20 protein-coding genes are annotated in these 22,028 nt (G+C 53.4%); 10 read left to right on the forward strand and 10 right to left on the reverse strand.

What is annotated here, in order from left to right:
- Nucleotides 1–138: 138 nt before the first annotated feature.
- From crrC to pdeR, 6 genes are all read left to right on the forward strand, one after another.
- Nucleotides 139–525, forward strand: coding sequence for a colistin resistant protein CrrC (crrC, locus tag ACWHWP_RS13165; protein WP_447855783.1), 387 nt, complete (start codon nt 139–141; stop codon nt 523–525).
- Between the two features lie 36 nt (nt 526–561).
- Complete coding sequence (locus ACWHWP_RS13170) at nt 562–3,657, forward strand: multidrug efflux RND transporter permease subunit (RefSeq protein WP_447855784.1); 3,096 nt, start codon at nt 562–564, stop codon at nt 3,655–3,657.
- A gap of 269 nt (nt 3,658–3,926) precedes the next feature.
- A complete protein-coding gene (fabI, locus tag ACWHWP_RS13175) occupies nt 3,927–4,715 on the forward strand; it encodes an enoyl-ACP reductase FabI (RefSeq protein WP_025756597.1) in 789 nt (262 codons plus the stop codon).
- Between the two features lie 152 nt (nt 4,716–4,867).
- Nucleotides 4,868–5,854, forward strand: a complete 987-nt coding sequence (locus ACWHWP_RS13180; RefSeq protein ID WP_447855785.1) for a CMD domain-containing protein — start codon at nt 4,868–4,870, stop codon at nt 5,852–5,854.
- A gap of 88 nt (nt 5,855–5,942) precedes the next feature.
- The gene (locus tag ACWHWP_RS13185; RefSeq protein ID WP_059309872.1) at nt 5,943–7,877 is read left to right on the forward strand and encodes an exoribonuclease II; all 1,935 of its coding nucleotides are present in this window, start codon (nt 5,943–5,945) and stop codon (nt 7,875–7,877) included.
- A 323-nt stretch (nt 7,878–8,200) separates the two neighbouring features.
- On the forward strand, nt 8,201–10,192 hold the full coding sequence (gene pdeR / locus ACWHWP_RS13190) for a cyclic di-GMP phosphodiesterase (RefSeq protein WP_063956620.1): 1,992 nt from the start codon (nt 8,201–8,203) through the stop codon (nt 10,190–10,192).
- On the opposite strand, the gene ACWHWP_RS13195 is transcribed toward pdeR, so the two are convergent.
- Nucleotides 10,189–11,058: a crotonase/enoyl-CoA hydratase family protein gene (locus ACWHWP_RS13195; RefSeq protein WP_059309870.1), complete on the reverse strand. Its 870-nt coding sequence runs from the start codon at nt 11,056–11,058 to the stop codon at nt 10,189–10,191. The genes pdeR and ACWHWP_RS13195 overlap by 4 nt on opposite strands.
- A 194-nt stretch (nt 11,059–11,252) precedes the next feature.
- Here ACWHWP_RS13195 and ACWHWP_RS13200 point away from each other — a divergent pair, with 194 nt between their 5' ends.
- The 3 genes from ACWHWP_RS13200 to osmB all read left to right on the forward strand — a co-directional run bounded on the left by ACWHWP_RS13200 (nt 11,253) and on the right by osmB (nt 12,713).
- A complete protein-coding gene (locus ACWHWP_RS13200; protein ID WP_047348272.1) occupies nt 11,253–11,435 on the forward strand; it encodes a YciZ family protein in 183 nt (60 codons plus the stop codon).
- Between the two features lie 43 nt (nt 11,436–11,478).
- Nucleotides 11,479–12,231, forward strand: a complete 753-nt coding sequence (gene yciT, locus ACWHWP_RS13205) for a DNA-binding transcriptional regulator YciT (RefSeq protein ID WP_047348271.1) — start codon at nt 11,479–11,481, stop codon at nt 12,229–12,231.
- Nucleotides 12,232–12,494: 263 nt separating this feature from the next.
- Complete coding sequence (osmB, locus tag ACWHWP_RS13210; protein WP_008501216.1) at nt 12,495–12,713, forward strand: osmotically-inducible lipoprotein OsmB; 219 nt, start codon at nt 12,495–12,497, stop codon at nt 12,711–12,713.
- A 105-nt stretch (nt 12,714–12,818) separates the two neighbouring features.
- On the opposite strand, the gene yciH is transcribed toward osmB, so the two are convergent.
- The 5 genes from yciH to pgpB all read right to left on the reverse strand — a co-directional run bounded on the left by yciH (nt 12,819) and on the right by pgpB (nt 16,468).
- The gene (gene yciH / locus ACWHWP_RS13215; RefSeq protein ID WP_047348270.1) at nt 12,819–13,145 is read right to left on the reverse strand and encodes a stress response translation initiation inhibitor YciH; all 327 of its coding nucleotides are present in this window, start codon (nt 13,143–13,145) and stop codon (nt 12,819–12,821) included.
- A complete protein-coding gene (pyrF, locus tag ACWHWP_RS13220; protein ID WP_447855787.1) occupies nt 13,145–13,882 on the reverse strand; it encodes an orotidine-5'-phosphate decarboxylase in 738 nt (245 codons plus the stop codon). The genes yciH and pyrF overlap by 1 nt, the downstream gene beginning before the upstream one ends.
- 185 nt (nt 13,883–14,067) lie before the next feature.
- Nucleotides 14,068–15,237 carry a lipopolysaccharide assembly protein LapB gene (lapB, locus tag ACWHWP_RS13225; protein ID WP_047348269.1) on the reverse strand — a complete coding sequence of 390 codons (1,170 nt, stop codon included), beginning with the start codon at nt 15,235–15,237 and terminating at the stop codon, nt 14,068–14,070.
- A 6-nt stretch (nt 15,238–15,243) separates the two neighbouring features.
- Entirely contained in the window at nt 15,244–15,552 is a 309-nt protein-coding gene (locus ACWHWP_RS13230) for a LapA family protein (RefSeq protein ID WP_023312067.1), read from the reverse strand.
- A 148-nt stretch (nt 15,553–15,700) separates the two neighbouring features.
- The gene (pgpB, locus tag ACWHWP_RS13235) at nt 15,701–16,468 is read right to left on the reverse strand and encodes a phosphatidylglycerophosphatase B (RefSeq protein ID WP_063429652.1); all 768 of its coding nucleotides are present in this window, start codon (nt 16,466–16,468) and stop codon (nt 15,701–15,703) included.
- 197 nt (nt 16,469–16,665) lie between these two features.
- Here pgpB and ribA point away from each other — a divergent pair, with 197 nt between their 5' ends.
- Complete coding sequence (gene ribA, locus ACWHWP_RS13240) at nt 16,666–17,256, forward strand: GTP cyclohydrolase II (protein ID WP_047348267.1); 591 nt, start codon at nt 16,666–16,668, stop codon at nt 17,254–17,256.
- A gap of 37 nt (nt 17,257–17,293) precedes the next feature.
- Here ribA and acnA read toward each other — a convergent pair whose 3' ends face one another.
- From acnA to cysB, 4 genes are all read right to left on the reverse strand, one after another.
- Nucleotides 17,294–19,969 (reverse strand): aconitate hydratase AcnA, encoded by a 2,676-nt coding sequence (gene acnA / locus ACWHWP_RS13245; RefSeq protein WP_063429650.1) that lies wholly within the window; start codon nt 19,967–19,969, stop codon nt 17,294–17,296.
- A gap of 162 nt (nt 19,970–20,131) precedes the next feature.
- Complete coding sequence (ymiC, locus tag ACWHWP_RS13250) at nt 20,132–20,230, reverse strand: small membrane protein YmiC (RefSeq protein ID WP_032623144.1); 99 nt, start codon at nt 20,228–20,230, stop codon at nt 20,132–20,134.
- A 311-nt stretch (nt 20,231–20,541) separates the two neighbouring features.
- Nucleotides 20,542–20,682: a YmiA family putative membrane protein gene (locus tag ACWHWP_RS13255; RefSeq protein WP_216689425.1), complete on the reverse strand. Its 141-nt coding sequence runs from the start codon at nt 20,680–20,682 to the stop codon at nt 20,542–20,544.
- A 335-nt stretch (nt 20,683–21,017) separates the two neighbouring features.
- On the reverse strand, nt 21,018–21,992 hold the full coding sequence (gene cysB, locus ACWHWP_RS13260; protein ID WP_006175683.1) for an HTH-type transcriptional regulator CysB: 975 nt from the start codon (nt 21,990–21,992) through the stop codon (nt 21,018–21,020).
- Between the last annotated feature and the right edge of the window lie 36 nt (nt 21,993–22,028).

The raw sequence follows: 22,028 nt of genomic DNA on the forward strand, positions 1-22,028 counted from the left end.
ACACAGGCTACACATTCCGGCAATAAAAACTCGACAATACCCGTTCAAAATAACTATTCAGGCCTAAACCTTTTCTTTGAATGCTGCCAATTAACCCTAACGCATTAAGATTTTATGAATTTTGCTGAAATAATGAACATGGAACTTTCTAAATATCTCTCTCCTAAAAAAATCGGCGTATATTCTCTGTTCCTGCTGCTCTCGTGGGGATTACTTTATGCCTGGCTGGTGCTAATACACAGAATGGATGAACAAGTCACCTCGACGATGCCCTCTTCACCCATAATCTACGGCTGCATCGCCTTGTCAGTTGTCACCCTGGTAATACAGCATAAAGCCGGTGCGCTCACAGAGTTATTTGTTATCGCCTTCTGGCTGATGGTGATTTTCGTTTATCTCATCATCACGTTTACCGTGCTGTTAAACGCGATACCTGATATCGACGATCTGGTCTTTTACTACGAATGCTATTTGATCATCTTTTTTGGCGGTTCACCGCTGTACCTCATGATGAGGATGATTTAATCCATCGCACTGCTCTCGTACCTGGACATTACTGTAATGCCTCATTTTTTTATTGAACGCCCCGTTTTCGCCTGGGTAGTGGCGCTTTTTATCGTCCTGACGGGCGTACTGTCTATTCCTCGTTTACCGGTAGCCCAGTATCCGGCGGTGGCTCCGCCGGGGATCATTATTTCCGTCAGCTACCCTGGCGCCAGCCCCGATGTCATGAATACGTCAGTGGTGTCGTTGATTGAGCGCGAAATATCCGGGGTAGATAATTTGCTCTATTTCGAGTCATCCAGCGACACAACCGGTTCCGCATCGATTACCGTGACGTTTAAGCCCGGCACGGACATCAAGCTGGCGCAGATGGACCTTCAGAACCAGATTAAGATTGTGGAGCCGCGCTTACCTCAGGCGGTAAGACAAAACGGCATTAACGTCGAGGCCGCAAATTCAGGTTTTTTAATGATGGTGGGGCTGAAGTCCACGGCAGGTAAATTTGAGGAAGCCGATTTAAGCGATTATTTCGCCCGAAACGTCAGCGATGAGCTTCGCCGCGTGCCCGGCGTAGGGAAAGTTCAGCTGTTTGGCGGCGAAAAAGCGCTCCGCATCTGGCTGGATCCGATGAAGCTCCACGCTTACGGGCTTTCAGTAAGCGATGTTCTTACCGCGGTCAGCCAGCAAAATGCCCTTGTTTCGCCAGGCCGAACGGGAGATGAACCGACGACGGAAGGCCAAGGGGTAACCTATCCTATCACCGTGGAGGGGCAATTCTCCTCAGTAGAGGCGTTCAGGAATATCACCCTTAAATCTGACGCGTCCGGCGCCCGGCTGAAATTGTCCGATATTGCACGTGTTGAATCTGGCCTGCAAAGTTATGCCTTTGGTATACGCGAAAATGGGGTTCATGCAACAGCTGCCGCAATACAGCTGTCACCAGGCGCAAATGCGATGAGCACGGCTTCTGGCGTACGGGATCGCATCGACGCGCTTTCGCAGGTTTTGCCCGAAGGAATGGCATTTACGGTACCCTTCGATACGGCCCCGTTTGTAAAATTTTCTATCATGAAAGTCGTACAAACATTTGTGGAAGCGATGGTCCTGGTCTTCCTTGTTATGCTGCTGTTTCTGCATAAGTTACGCTGCACGCTTATTCCGGCGATTGTTGCGCCCGTCGCGCTTCTTGGCACCTTCACTGTGATGTTACTGAGCGGATACTCCATCAATATTCTGACGATGTTCGGCATGGTGCTGGCGATAGGGATTATCGTTGATGATGCCATTGTGGTCGTGGAGAACGTCGAACGACTGATGGAAGAAAAAAACCTCTCCCCACGGGAAGCCACGCGGCAAGCCATGCAGGAAATTACACCGGCGATTATAGGGATCACGCTGGTGCTTACCGCCGTCTTTATACCCATGGGATTTGCAGAAGGCTCCGTCGGGATTATCTACCGACAATTTTGCATTTCAATGGCGGTCTCCATACTGCTATCGGCGTTTCTTGCCCTGACGCTGACGCCCGCCCTGTGTGCAACCTTACTCAAGCCGCATAGGGCAGATAAGCGCGGAGGTGGAAGGTTCGCGCAAGGGTTTAACGCGCGCTTTCGTTCGCTCACAGCCCGTTATGAGGCCGGACTGGGTGACGTTTTGAAACGCACCGGGCGTATGCTGCTCCTGTACGTTGCGCTGTGCGCTGCGCTGTTTTTTGGATTGTCGTCTTTGCCAACGTCCTTTCTGCCGGATGAAGATCAGGGCTATTTTATGTCCTCAATACAGCTGCCGTCTGACGCCACAACGCAGCGAACCCTGAAAGTGGTTAAAAAATTTGAAGAGGAAATTGCGACCCGACCGGATATCGAAAGCAACATTACGATCCTGGGGTTTGGGTTTTCAGGTTCAGGACCGAATTCGGCCATGGCCTTCACCACGCTGAAGGACTGGAAAAATCGGCAGGGTTCGACAGCGCAAGATGAAGCCGACCATATACAAGAAAGCATGGCGAACGTTTCTGATGCCGTCACGATGAGCCTGCTTCCTCCTGCGATTTCCGACATGGGAACCTCATCCGGATTCACCTGGTACGTGCAGGACAGAACCGGCCTGGGCTATCAGGCTTTAAAGAAGGCGGCCGATTTACTGGTTCAGCAGGCCAACCAGCGCCCTGAACTCAGTGAAGTCTACATAGATGGCCTGCCGGAAGGAGCCAGCCTTGCGCTCCAGGTTGACAGAGAAAAAGCGGAAGCGCTGGGCGTATCATTTGATGAAATCAACCAGACGCTCTCCGTCACAATGGGCTCAAATTACGTCAACGACTATACGAATAACGGTCGCATTCAGCAGGTAATCGTTCAGGCCGATGCGCCTTATCGAATGCAGCCTGAGCAGCTACTGAAATTATCAGTGAAAAACCGGATGGGCCAGATGGTGCCTGTATCAACGTTTGCCACACTCTCCTGGAACGTTGTCCCGCAGCAATTGACCCGTTATCAGGGATACCCTGCACTACGCATTACCGGAAGTGCGCCATCGGGTGAATCCAGCGGCACCGCCATGAAGGTTATGGAGAGTTTATCGAGAAATTTACCCCAGGGCATGGCGGGCGAGTGGGCCGGCAGTTCATTGCAGGAGCGAAAATCGGAATCTCAGCTTCCAGGTCTTATCATTCTGTCGATACTGGTCGTGTTTATGGTGCTCGCGGCCCTCTATGAAAGCTGGTCCATTCCGTTTGCAGTAATGCTTGTTGTTCCATTGGGTCTTTTCGGCGCGGTGATAGCCGTTTCTGTTGCGGGCATGACGAATGACGTTTTCTTCAAGGTCGGTCTTATCACCCTGATCGGCCTGTCCGCCAAGAACGCCATTCTGATTGTTGAGTTTGCAAGGCAGCTTCATCGCGAAGGGCAACCGGTCCTGGCGGCAACGCTGCATGCTGCAAGCCAGCGGCTGCGCCCTATTCTGATGACCTCGTTAGCCTTCACCCTGGGAGTAGTTCCTTTGATGCTGGCCACGGGGGCAAGTGACAGTACTCAGCACGCTATCGGCACCGGCGTATTTGGCGGCATGATTAGCGGTACGCTTCTCACCATTTTCTTCGTACCGGTTTTCTTTATCGTCATCGCGCGTTTCACCGACAGAATCAGAAAAGCGTGAATCCGTTGATGGATTGCGCTTCCTCGCTGGTTGGATGAGGTGAAGCCGTTGCCGGGTGATATACTGGACGGATGCTGAAATTTTGCGCCCCCGCGCGTCCGCGCCCCATAACGTAGGGCATGCGTCTTCGGAGAAGAGCGAGAAAAATCGTGACACAAGGGGCTGTGAGTGGGCTATAATTTCGAGCTAATTTCGAATGATTTTGAAATACTGCCTGTAACGCTATGAATTACAAGGCAAAATAAGCAATGAATATAAGGATTAAAGCTATGGGTTTTCTTTCCGGTAAGCGCATTCTGGTGACTGGCGTTGCCAGCAAACTGTCCATCGCATACGGCATCGCGCAGGCAATGCATCGCGAAGGCGCTGAGCTGGCGTTCACCTACCAGAACGACAAGCTGAAAGGCCGTGTTGAAGAGTTTGCCGCACAGCTGGGTTCCAGCATTGTTCTGGAATGTGACGTTGCACAAGACGAAAGCATCGATGGCATGTTTGCTGAACTGGCAAAATCATGGCCGAAATTCGACGGCTTCGTTCACTCCATCGGCTTCGCTCCTGGCGACCAGCTGGACGGCGACTACGTGAACGCGGTAACCCGTGATGGCTTCAAAATCGCTCACGACATCAGCTCCTACAGCTTCGTTGCGATGGCTAAATCTTGCCGCGCGATGCTGAACCCGGGCGCAGCCCTGCTGACCCTGTCTTACCTGGGCGCAGAACGTGCTATCCCTAACTACAACGTCATGGGTCTGGCTAAAGCGTCTCTGGAAGCAAACGTACGCTACATGGCGAACGCAATGGGTCCTGAAGGCGTGCGCGTTAACGCCATCTCTGCTGGTCCTATCCGCACCCTGGCAGCTTCCGGCATCAAAGATTTCCGTAAAATGCTGGCACACTGCGAAGCGGTTACCCCGATTCGTCGTACTGTTACCATTGAAGATGTGGGTAACTCTGCAGCCTTCCTGTGCTCTGACCTTTCCGCGGGTATCTCCGGCGAAGTGGTTCACGTTGACGGCGGCTTCAACATCGCTGCAATGAACGAGCTGGAAATTAAATAAGCTGTGACTCTCTTCCCCACGGGAAGAGAGTTTTTCCCCCGCACCATTCCTCCGTTATTCCGTTCTGCTATTTGTTATCACCTAACAATATTTTTCCCTTTATCTGCGTTACGCCAGGATATTGATCGCCATTTTGAGATCAAGGAACGCACATGGAACAACGCCGTTTTTCCGGCAAAGGCCACTGGTACCACGAAACCCAGTCAAACCACGCGCAGACGGATATTCTGCCTCTGGTGCCCGAAGCCGCTAACGTCGACGATCGTTTTTTGCTCGATTTAGCTTTGCCTGATGAGATTGTCGCCGCCTGTTCTGGCTGGTTTGCCCCTGCCAGAGCCTTATGCCACCAGCTGTTTCCGCTCTCGATTCCCGTGAACCGCCTGCATACGCTCAGCGCCTACGATCGGCTCAGTACCGCGTTGACGGTCGCACAGGCCTGTGGCGTTCAACGGCTTTGTAACCATTACGCCGCCCTCCTCGCCCCACTACCCGGCCCGGACTCCTCGCGCGAAAGCAACCAACGCCTGGCGCAAATCACGCAGTATGCCCGCCAGCTTTCCAGCTCCCCTGATGTCATTGATGATAAAGCGCAGAACCAGCTTGATGAGGTTGGCCTGTCAATATATGACATTGTGGTGATTAACCAGATTATCGGCTTTATTGGTTTTCAGGCGCGCGTGGTCGCGGTGTTTCAGGCGCTGTTAGGACAGCCCGTTCGCTGGTTGCCGGGCCATCATATTCAGCCACACACCCTGCCCGCGAGCCACGAGGCCTGGGCGCCGCTTTTGCCGGTTGTCGAGCTGCGCTATGCGAGTGCGCATCAGCTTGAGTCGCTGTCCCGCTGGCAGGCAGAACCCGCGCTTGAGGCGCTGACGCCGGTTCTTTGCCATGAGCCGTCGCTGCTCGACCTGACGGGAGAAATCCTGATCAACAGTCGCGAAGAGATTTCTCTGACTTCTCCTGCACTTTCGGCAGCGGTCGAACTGCTGACGCGCTCTCCGGACCGCTTCAGTGCCGCACAGTTTACCCCGCTCACGGATCAAGGACTCTCTGCCGAACAGGCGATCTCACTGCTTACCCAAAGTGCGTTTGATGGCTGGCTTACGCGTCTGAAAGTCGCGTTTGGCAAAGAGGAATAACCATACTAATTACCCAAAGACCGCTTGCTGAGACAGTGAGAATCGCGTAAAACTGTCAGCCGCTCAATGGCTACGAAAATAGAACATTATGTTTCAGGACAACCCGCTGCTAGCGCAGCTTAAACAGCAACTGCATTCCCAGACGCCGCGTGCAGAAGGGGTCGTAAAAGCCACGGAAAAGGGCTTTGGCTTCCTTGAAGTTGACGCGCAGAAAAGCTACTTCATTCCGCCACCGCAGATGAAGAAAGTGATGCATGGCGACCGCGTCATGGCCGTCATTCATACCGAAAAGGAACGAGAGTCCGCCGAGCCGGAAGAACTGATCGAACCGTTCCTGACCCGCTTTGTGGGTAAGGTGCAGAGAAAAGACGATCGTCTGTCTATCGTGCCGGATCATCCTCTGCTGAAAGATGCCATCCCCTGCCGCGCCGCCCGCGGCGTTGAGCATGATTTTAAAGAAGGTGACTGGGCCGTAGCAGAAATGCGCCGTCATCCTCTGAAAGGCGACCGCGGTTTTTATGCTGAATTGACCCAGTTCATCACCTTTGGTGCCGACCATTTCGTGCCATGGTGGGTCACGCTCGCACGTCACAATCTTGAAAAAGAAGCACCTAACGGCGTAGCGACGGAGATGCAGGACGAAGGTCTGACGCGTCGCGATCTCACCGCCCTGGAATTTGTCACCATCGACAGCGCCAGCACGGAAGATATGGATGACGCGCTCTACGCTGAAGAGAGCGCCGATGGCAAACTGCATTTGACGGTTGCCATTGCCGATCCCACCGCCTGGATTGCCGAAGGCAGCAAGCTGGATGACGCGGCGAAAATCCGTGCCTTCACCAACTACCTGCCGGGCTTCAACATTCCGATGCTGCCGCGCGAGCTGTCAGACGATCTCTGCTCGCTGCGCCCCAATGAAGTGCGCCCGGTCCTTGCCTGCCGCATGACCATCGCAGCGGATGGCGCGATTGAAGACGATATCGAGTTCTTTGCCGCTACCATCGAATCGAAAGCCAAGCTGGCCTACGACAACGTGTCCGACTGGCTTGAAAATACCGGTAGCTGGAAACCTGAATCAGATGCTATTGCCGCGCAGATCCGTCTGCTGCAGCGCATCTGCCTGAACCGCGGCGAGTGGCGTAAAACCCACGCGCTGGTGTTCAAAGACCGTCCGGATTACCGCTTTGTTCTGGGTGAAAAAGGCGAAGTGCTGGACATCGTGGCCGAGCCGCGACGTATTGCGAACCGCATTGTTGAAGAAGCGATGATTTCTGCCAACATTTGTGCCGCACGCGTGCTGCGCGACAAGCTGGGCTTCGGCATTTACAACGTCCACACCGGTTTTGATCCTGCGAACACCGAAGCGCTGGCGGCCCTGCTGAAGAATCATGATGTGCACGTTGATCCGGAAGAAGTGCTGACGCTGCCGGGCTTCTGCAAACTTCGTCGTGAGCTGGACGCGCAGCCGTCCGGTTTCCTGGACAGCCGCATTCGTCGCTTCCAGTCCTTCGCGGAAATCAGCACGGAGCCGGGCCCGCACTTTGGTCTCGGTCTGGAAGCTTACGCTACCTGGACCTCTCCAATCCGTAAGTATGGCGATATGGTTAACCACCGTCTGCTGAAAGCGATTATCAAAGGCGAAACGATCGCGCGTCCTCAGGACGATACCACGCTGCAGATGGCCGAACGTCGCCGCCTGAACCGCATGGCGGAACGTGACGTGGGAGACTGGCTGTACGCGCGCTTCCTGCAGGATAAAGCCGGTACGGATACCCGTTTCGCGGCTGAGATCATTGATATCAGCCGCGGCGGTATGCGCGTCCGCCTGGTCGATAACGGCGCTGTCGCCTTTATCCCTGCTCCGTTCCTGCATGCCGTGCGCGATGAAATGGTCTGCAGTCAGGAAAACGGCACGGTGCAAATTAAAGGTGAAACAGTTTACAAAGTCACAGACGTGATTGACGTAAACATCGCCGAAGTCCGCATGGAAACCCGCAGTATTATCGCGCGCCCTGTCGCCTGATAACCTGTTAAATTGTCGGCCATTTCCTTTCCGGAGGGGCCGACAATTTTTCTTTTTATCCCCGCCACAAAATCATCATTTTTTCACACTATTTTCCGTTTACTGCCGCCCAAACTCGCCATAATTATCTACAGTAAAAGAGTGTTGTTATATTCGGTTACGTGAATTTTTATACGCTGAGTATTCTTTTTTACCCGACTCGTTTTAATATAAGAAAACAGGGAAAAACAATAAGTTCACTTCGGTTTTACCGCTGTTTCGCAACGGAAAAGTCGACTGCAAATGAATAATTTGTGCGCTAATGAACAGCGGCGGGAGAAGACATGATGGACGATCTGGAGCAGAATTTGCTGTTTCGTTACATGGGGACGCACAGCCCCTGGTGGCGCCTGTCAGCTGACAGTAATGCTCTGCACCTTGCCACCAGCGAAAACGCCGATGTCACGCAGGTGGTGTCTCTGGACGATGAACAGGCCGATCTCATCCGTCAGTTAACCGTGATTACCTCCAGTATCTCCATGTCGCTCTCTTTGTACGGAGAAGATGTCCCGGTGCACCTCGTGGGGCGCAAAATTACCCGCAACGAGTGGGCCGGCACCGCGTCCGCCTGGAACGATACGCCCTCCGTCGCGCGCGATCTGGCTCAGGGTCTCTCTTTCGCGGAACAGGTTGTCTCAGAGGCCAACTCCGTTATTGTTATCCTCGATCAAAACGGCAATATTCAGCGTTTTAACCGGCTGAGCGAAGAATATACCGGTCTGAAAGAACACGAAGTGATTGGTCAGAACGTGTTTAAGCTGTTTATGAGCCGCAGCGAAGCGGCAGCCTCAAAGCGTAATATCGCCGGTTTCTTCCGTAACGGCAGCTCCTACGAGGTCGAACGCTGGATTAAAACGCGTAAAGGGCAGCGGTTGTTTCTGTTCAGAAACAAATTCGTTCACAGCGGCAGCGGTAAAAATGAAATTTTCCTTATCTGTTCCGGTACCGATATTACCGAGGAGCGCCGCGCGCAGGAGCGGCTGCGCGTGCTGGCCAATACCGATACCATCACCGGCTTGCCAAACCGCAATGCCATCCATGAACTGATTTCCGACGCCATCGCCAGCCGCGGCGATACGCAGGTTGGCGTGGTGTATCTCGATCTGGATAACTTTAAAAAGGTCAACGACGCCTACGGGCATATGTTTGGCGATCAGCTGCTACAGGCCGTCGCTCTCGCCATTTTGAGCTGTCTGGATGAGGGACAGGTGCTGGCGCGACTTGGCGGCGATGAGTTTATCGTCATGGCCACCAATACCTCTCAGGGTTCACTGGAAGCGATGGCGTCGCGCATTTTGACCCGCCTGCGCCAGCCCTTCAGAATCGGTCTGATCGAGATTTACACCGGTTGCTCTCTGGGCATCGCCCTCGCTCCGCAGCACGGAAACGACCGGGAAAGCGTCATTCGTAACGCCGATACCGCCATGTATACCGCCAAAGAGAACGGTCGCGGCAAGTTCTGCGTCTTCTCGCCCGAGATGAACCAGCGCGTGTTTGAGTATCTCTGGCTGGATACCAACCTGCGTAAAGCGCTGGATAACGATCAGCTCCTGATCCACTACCAGCCTAAAATAACCTGGCGCGGGGAGATCAGAAGCCTTGAGGCACTGGTCCGCTGGCAATCGCCGGAACGCGGCTTGATTCCGCCGCTGGAGTTTATCTCTTATGCCGAGGAATCGGGCCTGATTGTGCCGCTGGGGCGCTGGGTCATGCTCGACGTGGTTCGACAGGTGGCGAAATGGCGCGATAAGGGGATAAACCTGCGCGTGGCCGTGAACGTCTCAGCGCGACAGCTGGCCGACCAGACGATTTTCAGTGATTTAAAGCAGGCGCTAAAAGATCTTAACTTTGAATACTGCCCCGTCGACGTTGAATTAACCGAAAGCTGTCTTATTGAGAACGAAGAGCTGGCGCTCTCCGTCATCCAGCAGTTCAGCCGGCTCGGGGCGCAAATTCACCTGGACGATTTTGGTACCGGCTACTCTTCCCTCTCCCAGCTGGCCCGTTTCCCCATCGACGCCATCAAGCTCGATCAATCCTTTGTCAGGGATATTCATAAGCAGTCAATTTCCCAGTCTCTGGTGCGCGCCATCGTTGCGGTGGCGCAGGCGCTGAACCTGCAGGTGATTGCCGAAGGGGTCGAAAGTGCAAAAGAAGACGCCTTTCTGACCAAGAACGGCGTCAACGAACGGCAGGGTTTTCTGTTTGCTAAGCCGATGCCCGCTGCCGCATTTGAGCGATGGCTAAAACGATATCAAGCGCGTAAACAGCGTTAACTGGCTTTCCGCAAACCCGCCGCATGATGGCGGTTTTGCAGCATCACCAGACGCTCCATGTAGGCGATATCCTTCGGCTCCAGGCAGAACGCAGCATCAACCCAGTCTTCCGTGATGTCCATCAGTTCACTGCGAGGCAATTGCAGGACGCGCGTACGGGCGCGCAGCATCGCCCTTACGCCATTCAGTTTTGGCCGCAGCGTATCGATGAAGGTTCTGGTGGAAACATAGCTTTGTCCGGGCTCAAACAGGACATCCACCAGCCCGTGCTGTTCGTACCATTCCGCCGTATGGGATTCCCCTTTGTAGATGAGTTCCTCCGCCAGCTTCATGCCTGAACGGCGTGCGACCAGAGAATATCCCCCCATGCCGGGGAAGAGATTGAAGGCAATCTCCGGGAAACCTAAACGGGCATCGCGCTGACCCAGAACGAAATGGTGCGCCAGCGCGGCCTCAAACCCGCCCCCTAACGCACTGCCTTCGACCATTGCCAGAGAGACGGCTCCCGTATCAAACCCGCGGGATGCCGCGTGGACGCAATCAACGCAGGCGCGTGCGTACGCCCGCAGCGCTTCCCGACGTCCGTTCTGAATGCACTCGACGAAGAACTGCAAATCACCGCCCACGTTGTACATCTCGGGAACCAGCGATCCGGTTACCCAAAAATCAACCGCAAAACCAGACTGGCGAACCAGCCATGAAAAGTTCATGATCTCCTCAATTAACGCGTGGTTGAAGCAAGGACGCGGCTGGGCCCGCAGCATCATCCAGACTGTGCGTCGCTCCGCCTCGTAATACCCTGACAGCTGAGTGAACCGTTCAGTATCGGTAAACAGTGTGCAGGTAGGCTGATTGATAACGGTCATAGTCTCATTCCTCTTATAAAAAAGCGCGTTGCGCGCAGTTTTAGACTAATCCACTCAATAAGCCCGCTACATGAGAGGGAATAAATTTATCACTTCCGTTTAAGTAATTTAGTTATTGTATTTTTTCCCTTCTCTTTTGATCCTAATTTCTGCATCATTGAAAATATTAACTTTTCGCGCCTGGGGGTGAGATTATGTCGACTATTGATGCACAAGCTGTAGCACAACGTATTGATACCGTGCTGGATATCCTGGTGGCGGGCGATTATCACTCTGCTATCCGTAATCTTGAGATCCTGAAGTCTGAACTCCTTGCTCAGAACGGCGCTGACGTGCCACCTGAAAACAGACAGCCCAAAGCGCCGTGGGAAGTTTAACCCCACCGTTTCCGACCTCGTTTCGCTTTATTAAATGGATGCTATGAATTCCCGACAACAACTCATTTTGCAGATGGTCATCGATCAGGGACGCGTCAGCGTAGTCGATCTCGCTAAAACGACCGGCGTGTCTGAAGTCACAATCCGCCAGGATCTTAATCTGCTGGAAAAACAGAGCTACCTGCGTCGCGCACACGGCTATGCCGTCCCGCTGGACAGCGATGACGTTGAGACGCGCATGATGAATAACTACGCGCTCAAACGTGAACTGGCGGAATTTGCCGCGTCGTTAGTGAACAATGGTGAAACGGTCTTTATTGAAAACGGCAGCAGTAATGCCCTTCTGGCGCGCACGCTTGCCGATCAAAAAGACGTAACTATCATCACCGTCAGTAGCTATATCGCGCATTTGCTCAAAGAGACGCGCTGCGAGGTCATTCTGCTGGGCGGTATTTACCAGAAAAAAAGTGAAAGCATGGTCGGCCCGCTGACCCGCCAGTACGTCCAGCAGGTTCATTTCAGTAAGGCCTTTATCGGGATTGACGGCTGGCAGCCTGAGACGGGGTTCACCGGCCGGGATATGATGCGCTCTGACGTCGTGAATGCCGTACTGGAAAAAGAGTGTGAAGCCATTGTGCTCACCGATAGCTCTAAATTCGGCGCCGTCCATCCGTATACGATGGGGCCTCTTTCTCGCTTTAGCCGCGTTATTACTGACGAACGTTTACGCGAAGAGCACCGTAATAAACTGGAAGATGACGGTCTCATCGTCAATATTATTAAAACAACCGCCTGAGCCCTCTGTGCGCCCGAATTTCGGGCGCTCTCGCCCTTCTTTCTCTGAGATGATTCCTGGTACTTCTTTAAGAGTTTTTACCTGTTTAACTCGCCCTAAAGTCGTAAAATTAATGTTAGCGATATAACAGGAAGTGACTATCACCTGCGTGATTACGTAACGCCTGCGCGACCAGCTTTCACGGAGAACAGAATTAAGTATTCGAATCGTCTATACTTAACGTGTACATCTTTCCGTGAATCGATAATTCAGGAGAAAGTATTATGACCTTAACCAGCAAAAAATTAGCCGCCGCTGTTCTGGCAATCACTGTAGCTATGTCCCTGAGCGCATGCTCTAACTGGTCTAAACGTGACCGCAACACCGCCATTGGTGCCGGTGCCGGTGCTCTCGGTGGTGCAGTATTAACGGATGGTAGTACGCTGGGTACATTAGGTGGCGCTGCTGTCGGTGGTATTATCGGTCACCAGGTCGGCAAATAATTATTCTATAAGCCTTCCGCGATATTGTGATATTTGAACGCATTTCAGGTCTGACATACGCACGTATATAACACGAGCCACGGCATTTGCCGTGGCTTATTTATTTTAGCCGCCCGCCAGTTTGACCTTCATGCCTTTGGCTTCCAGCAGCGATTTTATTAAATCGCGTTTATCACCCTGGATTTCGATAATGCCGTCTTTCACGGCACCGCCGCAGCCGCATTTCTTTTTCAGTTCGGCCGCCAGCTTTGTCAGCTCCGCATCATCCAGGTCAATTCCGGAGATAAGGCAGACCCCTTTTCCTTTTCGCCCGCTGGTTTGACGCTGGATGCGAACGATTCCGTCTCCCTTCGGACGCTCGGCTTTCGCTTTCGGTTCGTCGATACGCCCGCTGTCGGTTGAGTAGACCAGACGACTGTTGGAATCGGTCATTATCCCCCCTTTTTCAGCGACGCGTTGATAGCCTTAAGCGTCTCTGCCGGGTTTGCAGACTGCGTCACCGGACGCCCGATGACCATGTAGTCAACGCCAGCAACCAGCGCCTGCTCAGGCGTCATAATACGGCGCTGATCGCCAACTTCACTGCCTGCAGGACGGATCCCCGGGGTGACCAGCTTAAAATCCTGACCCAGCACTGATTTAAAACGCACCGCTTCCTGCGCGGAGCAGACGACGCCATCGAGCCCGCAATGCTGCGTCAGACGCGCGAGACGCTCGGCATGCTCGGCAGGTGACAACGTCACGCCGAGGTCGCGTAAGTCGCTTTCGTCCATACTGGTCAGCACGGTGACCGCAATCAGCAGTGGCGCATCTTTGCCGAACGGCAGGAGCGCTTCACGGGCAGCCGTCATCATTCTCGCCCCACCCGATGCATGGACGTTAACCATCCATACGCCCAGATCGGCGGCTGCAGCCACGGCGTGCGCTGTGGTATTCGGGATATCATGGAATTTGAGGTCGAGGAAAACGTCAAAGCCGCGCTGCTGCAGATCGCGAACGATTTGCGGTCCAAACAGCGTGAACATCTCTTTGCCAACTTTCAGACGGCAATCGCGAGGGTCGATACCGTCGACAAACGCCAGTGCAGCGTCACGCTTATTGTAATCAAGCGCAACAACAACAGGAGAATCCGTAATTATGCGGGAAGTGGAGGATGTAACAGACGTCATGACCAGCCCTTTTCGTCTATGGGCGCGCAGCGGCGCGGAACAGATAAACGGCGAGCATTCTACCTGCCACCGCCGCAAATTGACAGAATCCATTTGCTTTCCTGCCAGACCGGCAAACCGCACGGAGCCTGAAGATGTGAGAAAATGAACAGTATGTTGTAACTAAAGTGAGGGGTTTTAAAAAATTACTGCCCGTCCAGGCCACGAATTGGCTTAATAGTGGACCATGCGCGGCAGGAAGGACAATGCCAGTACAGCGTATAGGCGGTAAAACCACACTTCTGGCAACGATAGCGCGGTTTACTGCGCACCTGCTCGCCAACCATGTCGCGCAGCACCATCAGGCTTTCTTTGGCGCGCCCTTCTTCAGCGTCGTTCAGGTGGTAATCCATTAGCTTATGGAAGACCCGCATGGTCGGATGGCGCTGCAGCTGTCGGGTAATATAAACCTGCGCGGTGTCGCTTCCCTCATACTGCTCCACCACGTCTGAGAGCATCAGTTCCGCGGTCGCACCGGTATTCTCTTCCACGCAGCGACGCAGGAATGCCACCCACTCTTCCTGCTTGCCAAGCTGTTGGTAGCAGGTTTGCAGCATTTCCAGCGTTTCACTGACCAGCTCTTTGTCCTGATCAATGACGCGCAGCAGGCTCTCAACGGCTTTGGCGTAATCGCCACTCGCCATAAAGACACGCCCCATCATGATGGAGATACGCGCGCTATTGCGGTCTGCGGCGGCTCCTTTCTTCAGCAACGCCATGGCTTTGTCCATGTCGTCATTGCCCATCTGCTGAAGAGCAAGCTCGCAGTAGAAATGGGCTATCTCAACGCGCTGCTTATCTTTACCCAGCTTCACCAGTCGTTCAGCCGTATCAATGGCTTTCTGCCAGTCGCTGGTAGCCTGATAAATTTGCAGCAGCTGCTGCAACGCACCGATACGGAAATCCGTTTCATCCACCAGCTGCGAGAACATATCTTCAGCGCGGTCGTACAGCCCCGCAGCCATGTAATCACGCCCCAACTGCTGCACCGCAAGGAGACGCTGATCGTAGGTCAGTGAGGCGCTTTCCATCAGGGTCTGGTGGATACGGATGGCGCGATCGACTTCACCGCGCGAGCGGAACAGGTTACCCAGGGTGAGATGCGCTTCAACAGTACCGGTATCCTCTTTCAGCATGTCGAGGAACAGATCTACCGCTTTGTCCTGCTGATTGCTCAGGAGGAAGTTCACCCCCGCAACGTAGTCGCGGGAGAGACGATTGGCCTCATCCTGTTTTGTTTGTTGCGCACTTCTGCGGCCCATGTACCAGCCATAGGCTGCGGCGACAGGCAAAAGCAGAAACAACAACTCCAGCATAGTCGATTATTCCTTCACGACCGGCACACCGGAGCTTTCCGGAATGTCGGACGCAGGCGCAATGTTATTTTCGAGTCGTTTAATTTTACGTTCAGCGCGCGCAAGAGAGACACGGACTTTTAACCAGAACAGACCGCAAACCAGCCAGCCAATGGCAAAGCCCGCAGCAAATAAGACCGCCAGCAGGCTCGACACGCGATACTCGCCCTGGGCCAGCAGATAGTTAAACGTCACCTGTTGATCGTTCTGTGCACCCAATGTGACTGAAATGACAAAAATCGCCAATACCAGTAAGAAAATGAGTAAATATTTCACATTACTTCCCGTTATGTGGTTCAAGCGAATAAAGTGTGTTCAACTCACCGCAATCAGCCTTATAAACTACCATTTTAGTGACGGGCGCGAAACGGAAAAAGTAACGCGCCAGCCATGGATTTATGGGCGAAACACGGAATATCAACCGTCAGGCGTCGCTTTGCTCCCTTTCGGCTATTTCTTCTTTCTCTTCTGGCGGTGGTGTTAGCGGGCCGCAGAATCGTTCAGCAAGCCAGGTCGCCAGCGTCACCAGCAGCCATGAAATAAGCGTAGCGACAACCAGGTCCCGCGGCCAGTGCATACCCAGCAGCAAGCGGCTACCCATCACCCCCGTAGCCCAGACCAGCAAAATCGCGATAGTGACCGTTCGACGTCTTGGCCATAACAGCCCAACCCCCAGCAACGCCCAACTGGCCGCGAACATGGTATGACCGGAAGGAAACGCGAACCCCGTCTCTTTTTGCCAGTGCTTACGCAAAAACTTCGGGATATCCTGCTGTTCCGAAAGCTGTTCTTTTACCAATGCACCGCGATCTTTACGCTTTAAATTGTAGAACTCATCTACCGGAACATGGTGCGCTTTTTCCAGCCAGACGACAAAAGGACGCGGCTCCTGAACGCGATCCTTCACCCAGGACTTTACGCCCTGGCCAATAACAATGGCAGCACCGAGGATCGCAAAAAGCATTAGCGCCGCGCGCAGACGAAAGCGCAAACACCACAGGAACCAGGCGCAGAGAAGCACGTGGGTAATGATCCCCCACGGCTGGGTGACCGTTTCCGTTATCCAGTATAACGATTTCAGCCACGTGGCGTTCTGCCCGGGCTGCCACATCCACCCTGAGGCCCATACGGCCAGAGGCATAATCAGTAAAATGGCCGCACCTGCTGCCGTACGTCTGGCGATCGAAAGCATGTCTTCTCCTTTTTCGCTAAGCGCCACAATCATAACTGAAATTTATTCGCTGGGTGGAGATGTCGGATCGTGCGTTTAACGTTCATATAGCGTGGCGCCCATTAGGCGAACATGCTGAGCTTGTGGCAAAATGAACGGATACAGAAAGCAAAACAGGGCAAAGACGCGAAACGTGTCAGCCTACTCTGGAGAATCACATGCAGCTTAAACGTGTGGCAGAAGCCAAACTGCCAACCCCATGGGGCGATTTCCTGATGGTCGGATTTGAAGAACTGGCAACCGGACAGGATCATGTCGCGCTGGTGTATGGCGACATTTCAGGGCAGACGCCGGTGCTGTCCCGCGTACACTCAGAGTGTCTTACCGGCGATGCGTTGTTCAGCCTGCGCTGTGATTGCGGTTTCCAGCTGGAAGCGGCCCTTTCTCATATTGCTGAAGAAGGTCGCGGCGTACTGCTTTATCACCGTCAGGAAGGCCGTAATATTGGCCTGCTGAATAAAATCCGCGCTTACGCGCTTCAGGATCAGGGCTACGATACCGTTGAAGCGAACCACCAACTCGGCTTTGCCGCTGACGAACGTGACTTCACCCTGTGTGCCGATATGTTCAAGCTGCTGGGCGTGGATGAAGTTCGCCTGCTGACCAATAACCCGAAAAAAGTGGAGATCCTGACCGAAGCCGGGATCAATATCGTTGAGCGTGTCCCGCTGATTGTCGGCCGTAACCCGAAAAACGCCCATTATTTAGATACCAAAGCGGCCAAAATGGGCCATCTCCTGAACGAGTAAACGTTAAAAGCCCGGCACGGGTGCCGGGCTCGCTTCATCAATCCAGCATCTTGCGAATCACATAATGTAAAATGCCGTCGTTCTGGTAATAGGTCAGCTCGGTTGCCGTATCGATACGACACCGGCATTCCAGCACCTCGGTTTTCCCGTCAGCCCGCGTTAACTTCACCGGCACCGTTTTACCCGGCTTCAGGTTTTGCAGATCGCTGATATCAATCTGCTCTTCTCCGGTCAGGCCCAGCGTTTTGCGCGTCACGCCCTGCGGGAACTCAAGCGGCAGGATCCCCATACCGATCAGATTCGAGCGGTGAATACGTTCGAACGATTCGGCGATAACCACACGAACACCCAGCAGGCGCGGACCTTTCGCTGCCCAGTCACGGCTTGAGCCGGAACCGTACTCCTTGCCAGCGATCACCGCCAGCGGCGTTCCTTCCTGCTGATATTTCACGGCCGCATCATAAATCGACACGACTTCCGTCCCCGGCAGATGGCGCGTCATGCCTCCTTCAATACCCGGTACCATTTCGTTACGAATGCGGATGTTGGCAAACGTGCCGCGCATCATGATTTCATGGTTACCGCGGCGCGAACCGTAGGAGTTAAAATCACGGCGTTCCACCCCCCTGCTTTGCAGATAGCGGCCTGCCGGGCTATCGGCTTTGATGCTCCCCGCCGGAGAGATATGGTCGGTCGTGACCGAATCCCCCAGCATCGCCAGGATGCGCGCGCCGTGGATATCCTTAAGCGGTGCCGGCTCGGCCAGCATCTCATCAAAGAACGGCGACAGACGGATATAGGTCGAGTCATCCTGCCAGTCATAGGTATCCGAACCTGCGACGTTAATGGCTTTCCATTCCGGCGTACCTTCAAAGACTTCCGCATACTCTTTGCGGAACATTTCGGTCGAGACCTTTTCAACGGCCAGGGCGATTTCACGCGATGACGGCCAGATATCTTTCAGGTAGACAGGGTCATTCTTGCGATCGTGACCAATCGGATCGGTCACCAGGTTGATATTCATGTTCCCTGCCAGGGCGTAAGCCACCACCAGTGGCGGCGAGGCGAGCCAGTTGGTTTTTACCAGCGGATGAATTCGCCCTTCAAAGTTTCGGTTACCGGAAAGGACTGCGCCAACCGTCAGATCGCCCTGCTTGATTGCAGTTTCAATGGGTTCAGGCAGCGGACCGGAGTTACCGATACAGGTCGTACAGCCGTAGCCGACGAGATTAAAGCCCAGTTCGTCGAGGTACGGCGTCAGCCTGGCCTGGGCCAGGTAATCCGACACCACCTTGGAGCCCGGTGCCAGCGAGGCCTTGACCCACGGCTGAGGTTTTAGCCCAAGCTCTACCGCTTTTTTAGCCAGTAAACCGGCCGCCATTAACACGCTGGGGTTCGAGGTATTGGTGCAGGAGGTAATGGCTGCGATAACCACCGCCCCGTCCGGAAGCTGATACTGATGACCGTTCAGAACATAGTCGATTGGACGATGGTCTTTCTTCGCCACGTTCACTTCCAGCTCATTGCTGGCAGCGAACGCTTTCGGCACGTCAGTTAGCGCAACCCGATCCTGAGGACGTTTAGGCCCGGCGAGGCTCGCCTCGACGCTGCCCATATCGAGCTCAAGCGAACTGGTGAAGACCGGTTCATCGCCCGGATTTCGCCACATGCCCTGCGCTTTGGTATACGCCTCCACCAGCGCCACCTGCTCTTCGCTACGACCGCTAAGGCGCATGTACTCCAGCGTAACGTCATCGATAGGGAAAAAGCCGCAGGTTGCACCATATTCCGGCGCCATATTGGCGATGGTGGCGCGGTCGGCCAGCGGCAGCGAATCCAGGCCGTCGCCGTAGAATTCAACAAACTTGCCTACCACACCATGCTTGCGCAGCATCTGGGTGACGGTGAGCACCAGATCGGTAGCGGTAATGCCTTCAGACAGTTTACCGGTAAGCTTGAAGCCCACCACATCAGGGATGAGCATGGAAACCGGCTGGCCGAGCATGGCGGCTTCCGCTTCAATACCGCCGACACCCCAGCCCAGCACACCCAGACCGTTGATCATGGTGGTATGGGAGTCCGTGCCCACCAGCGTGTCCGGATAGGCCACCCACTCTTTATCCTGCAGTTCGCTCCAGACGGCTTTGCCCAGATATTCAAGGTTAACCTGGTGACAAATACCGGTACCCGGTGGAACCACGCTAAAGCGGCTGAACGCCTGTTGCCCCCACTTCAGAAATACGTAGCGCTCGTGGTTACGCTCCATCTCCAGACGCACGTTCTCACCAAAGGCATCATCGTCGCCGAAGTGGTCAACGGTGACGGAGTGGTCAATGACGAGGTCAACAGGGGAAAGTGGATTCACTTTTGCCGTATCACCGCCGAGACGCTTAACGGCCTCGCGCATCGCGGCTAAATCAACCACGGCAGGAACGCCGGTAAAGTCCTGCATCAGGACCCTCGCCGGGCGGTAGGCAATTTCTCTGTCGGCATGGGCATTCTCAAGCCACCCGGCCAGCGCCTGGATATCGTCGAGGGTAACGGAGTCACCGTCCTGCCAGCGTAACAGATTTTCCAGTAAAACCTTCAATGACTTGGGTAAACGCGAAATGTCCCCAAGCGTTCTGGCAGCCAGCGGCAGGCTGTAGTAATGCCAGGTTTTATTTTCTGCCTGTAATGTGTCCTTACTGGCTTCGCGTAGGGTTAACGACATGAGCTCCTCCTTAATCACAGAGATGCCCTGACAATTATCAGGGCCGTAATTAAAGATAACACAAAGATGTCGTAACGTTTTGATAACAACCCAAATTGATAAATTTCGGATTGGTCCAGAGGGGGAGAAACAAAAAACCCCGCCGTAGCGAGGTTTTACAATTTAGTGGAGGGCCAACCAGATGAGCTGACTCCAGAACAGAATCGACACGGTAAAAACGCCGATCCATGACCAGTATTTGTGAGACGTCATGTTATTCATCATAGGGACACCAGGCATTATTTATAAAAAGTTCCGAGGTTAGACCTCAGTGCTATATTGCTGATGTGTATTTATTAAAGAGTACAAAAGTGCAGAGTCGTTATTCACACTATTTGCACCATTAGGCAATAAACTAAATTATTGTTTTTTGGGTTCGTCTTCTGCGAACACATCAATAAACGCTTGCTGCTGCGGCGTCAGTTTCCAGGACGCGGGTACAACAGTCGCAGGTGCTTTACGCCCTCTGTGACCATTGTCACGATGCTGACACATCTGTTTTACCGTTGCTGTACGAACCGTCACTGCCATATTTAACCCCAATATTTCCAGGCCAGGAGAGCAACTGCCACCCAAAACAGGGCGGAAACGAGAAAGACCGCCAGCCAGGCTTTACGCTTGAGCGCAGGATCCCTTTGCGGTTCTTCACTTCCTGAAGGCATTGCTAACCTCATACAATCGATATCGCTTATCATTTAGGACCAAACAATTGGTACAATTAATCATCTGTTGAGATAAATCCTAAAGAAACTTTAGCCGAAAAGCCAGTGAATTTACGCACCGGCACCCAGGAAATATTCATTCTTTTGACCAGAAATAAATAATTGAAAAGAAAAATTTGCGTAGCCGTTAATTAGTTTCTACTTTTGTCGCCAATTCACGACATTATAACCACACCAATTAAAAGGATACTGACATTATATGACAGGAAGCGTAGATGAAGATAATTCTAATTTAGCTTTGAGGGTTATTTCGGTATCTTTCCGTGAGGGAAAGATACCGGGTGTGATTATTTTGCAGGGAGTTTGATATCTTTAAACATCTCTTCGATATCTTCATTTGAACGTAATGCGACGGCGGTATCAACCACGTCACGCGTTAAATGAGGGGCAAAGCGCTGAATAAAATCATACATATAGCTACGCAGGAAGGTGCTGCGGCGGAACCCAATTTTTGTGGTGCTATGGCTGAAAATATCATGCGCATCAAGTCGCACCAGGTCAGGGTCTGACACCGGGTCGACCGCCATGCTGGCAATAACGCCCACCCCCAGCCCAAGCCGGACATAGGTCTTAATAACGTCGGCATCGGTCGCGGTAAAGACAATACGCGGCGTTAATCCTGCCCGGTTAAAAGCCGTATCAAGCTCAGACCGCCCGGTGAAGCCAAACGTATAGGTCACTAAAGGATACTGTGCCAGCTCTTCAATAGTCACCGACCCCTTGCCTGCCAGCGGGTGATCGGGCGTCACGACAATCGAACGGTTCCAGTGGTAGCACGGGAGCATCACCAGATCGTCATACAGGTGAAGGGCTTCCGTCGCGATAGCAAAGTCCGCGTTGCCCTTCGATACTGCCTCCGCAATTTGCGTTGGCGAGCCCTGATGCATATGCAAAGAGACGCGGGGATAGCGCTCGATAAAGCCCTTGATAACGCCCGGCAGCGCGTAGCGCGCCTGAGTATGCGTTGTGGCAATATACAGCGAGCCTTTATCCGGCCAGGTATGCTCCCCTGCGACAGACTTAATCGCATCGACTTTAGAGAGGACTTCCCGCGCGATGCGGATGATTTCCTGCCCTGCTGGCGTCACCTGGGTGAGGTGTTTCCCGCTGCGGGCAAATATCTGGATACCTAACTCATCCTCCAGCATACGAACTTGTTTGCTGATGCCCGGCTGGGAGGTATATAACCCCTCGGCGGTGGAAGAGACGTTAAGGTTGTGATTCACCACCTCAACGATATAACGAAGCTGCTGTAATTTCATGCCAGACCATCCGATTTAGCGCACGCGGTCAATCGC

The sequence above is a fragment of the Enterobacter sp. WI-ESBL-E8 genome, from assembly GCF_053364895.1.

Bases quoted from the DNA above. Each gene is read 5' to 3' on its own strand.
- ribA (WP_047348267.1), top strand. From the start codon at position 16,666: ATGCAGCTTAAACGTGTGGCAGAAGCCAAACTGCCAACCCCATGGGGC.
- ACWHWP_RS13185 (WP_059309872.1), top strand. From the start codon at position 5,943: ATGTTTCAGGACAACCCGCTGCTAGCGCAGCTTAAACAGCAACTGCAT.
- yciT (WP_047348271.1), top strand. From the start codon at position 11,479: ATGAATTCCCGACAACAACTCATTTTGCAGATGGTCATCGATCAGGGA.
- ACWHWP_RS13180 (WP_447855785.1), top strand. From the start codon at position 4,868: ATGGAACAACGCCGTTTTTCCGGCAAAGGCCACTGGTACCACGAAACC.
- pgpB (WP_063429652.1), bottom strand. From the start codon at position 16,468: ATGCTTTCGATCGCCAGACGTACGGCAGCAGGTGCGGCCATTTTACTG.
- ACWHWP_RS13195 (WP_059309870.1), bottom strand. From the start codon at position 11,058: ATGACCGTTATCAATCAGCCTACCTGCACACTGTTTACCGATACTGAA.
- osmB (WP_008501216.1), top strand. From the start codon at position 12,495: ATGACCTTAACCAGCAAAAAATTAGCCGCCGCTGTTCTGGCAATCACT.
- ACWHWP_RS13200 (WP_047348272.1), top strand. From the start codon at position 11,253: ATGTCGACTATTGATGCACAAGCTGTAGCACAACGTATTGATACCGTG.
- fabI (WP_025756597.1), top strand. From the start codon at position 3,927: ATGGGTTTTCTTTCCGGTAAGCGCATTCTGGTGACTGGCGTTGCCAGC.
- pyrF (WP_447855787.1), bottom strand. From the start codon at position 13,882: ATGACGTCTGTTACATCCTCCACTTCCCGCATAATTACGGATTCTCCT.
- crrC (WP_447855783.1), top strand. From the start codon at position 139: ATGGAACTTTCTAAATATCTCTCTCCTAAAAAAATCGGCGTATATTCT.
- lapB (WP_047348269.1), bottom strand. From the start codon at position 15,237: ATGCTGGAGTTGTTGTTTCTGCTTTTGCCTGTCGCCGCAGCCTATGGC.
- acnA (WP_063429650.1), bottom strand. From the start codon at position 19,969: ATGTCGTTAACCCTACGCGAAGCCAGTAAGGACACATTACAGGCAGAA.
- ACWHWP_RS13170 (WP_447855784.1), top strand. From the start codon at position 562: ATGCCTCATTTTTTTATTGAACGCCCCGTTTTCGCCTGGGTAGTGGCG.
- yciH (WP_047348270.1), bottom strand. From the start codon at position 13,145: ATGACCGATTCCAACAGTCGTCTGGTCTACTCAACCGACAGCGGGCGT.
- ACWHWP_RS13255 (WP_216689425.1), bottom strand. From the start codon at position 20,682: ATGAGGTTAGCAATGCCTTCAGGAAGTGAAGAACCGCAAAGGGATCCT.
- pdeR (WP_063956620.1), top strand. From the start codon at position 8,201: ATGATGGACGATCTGGAGCAGAATTTGCTGTTTCGTTACATGGGGACG.
- ymiC (WP_032623144.1), bottom strand. From the start codon at position 20,230: ATGAATAACATGACGTCTCACAAATACTGGTCATGGATCGGCGTTTTT.
- cysB (WP_006175683.1), bottom strand. From the start codon at position 21,992: ATGAAATTACAGCAGCTTCGTTATATCGTTGAGGTGGTGAATCACAAC.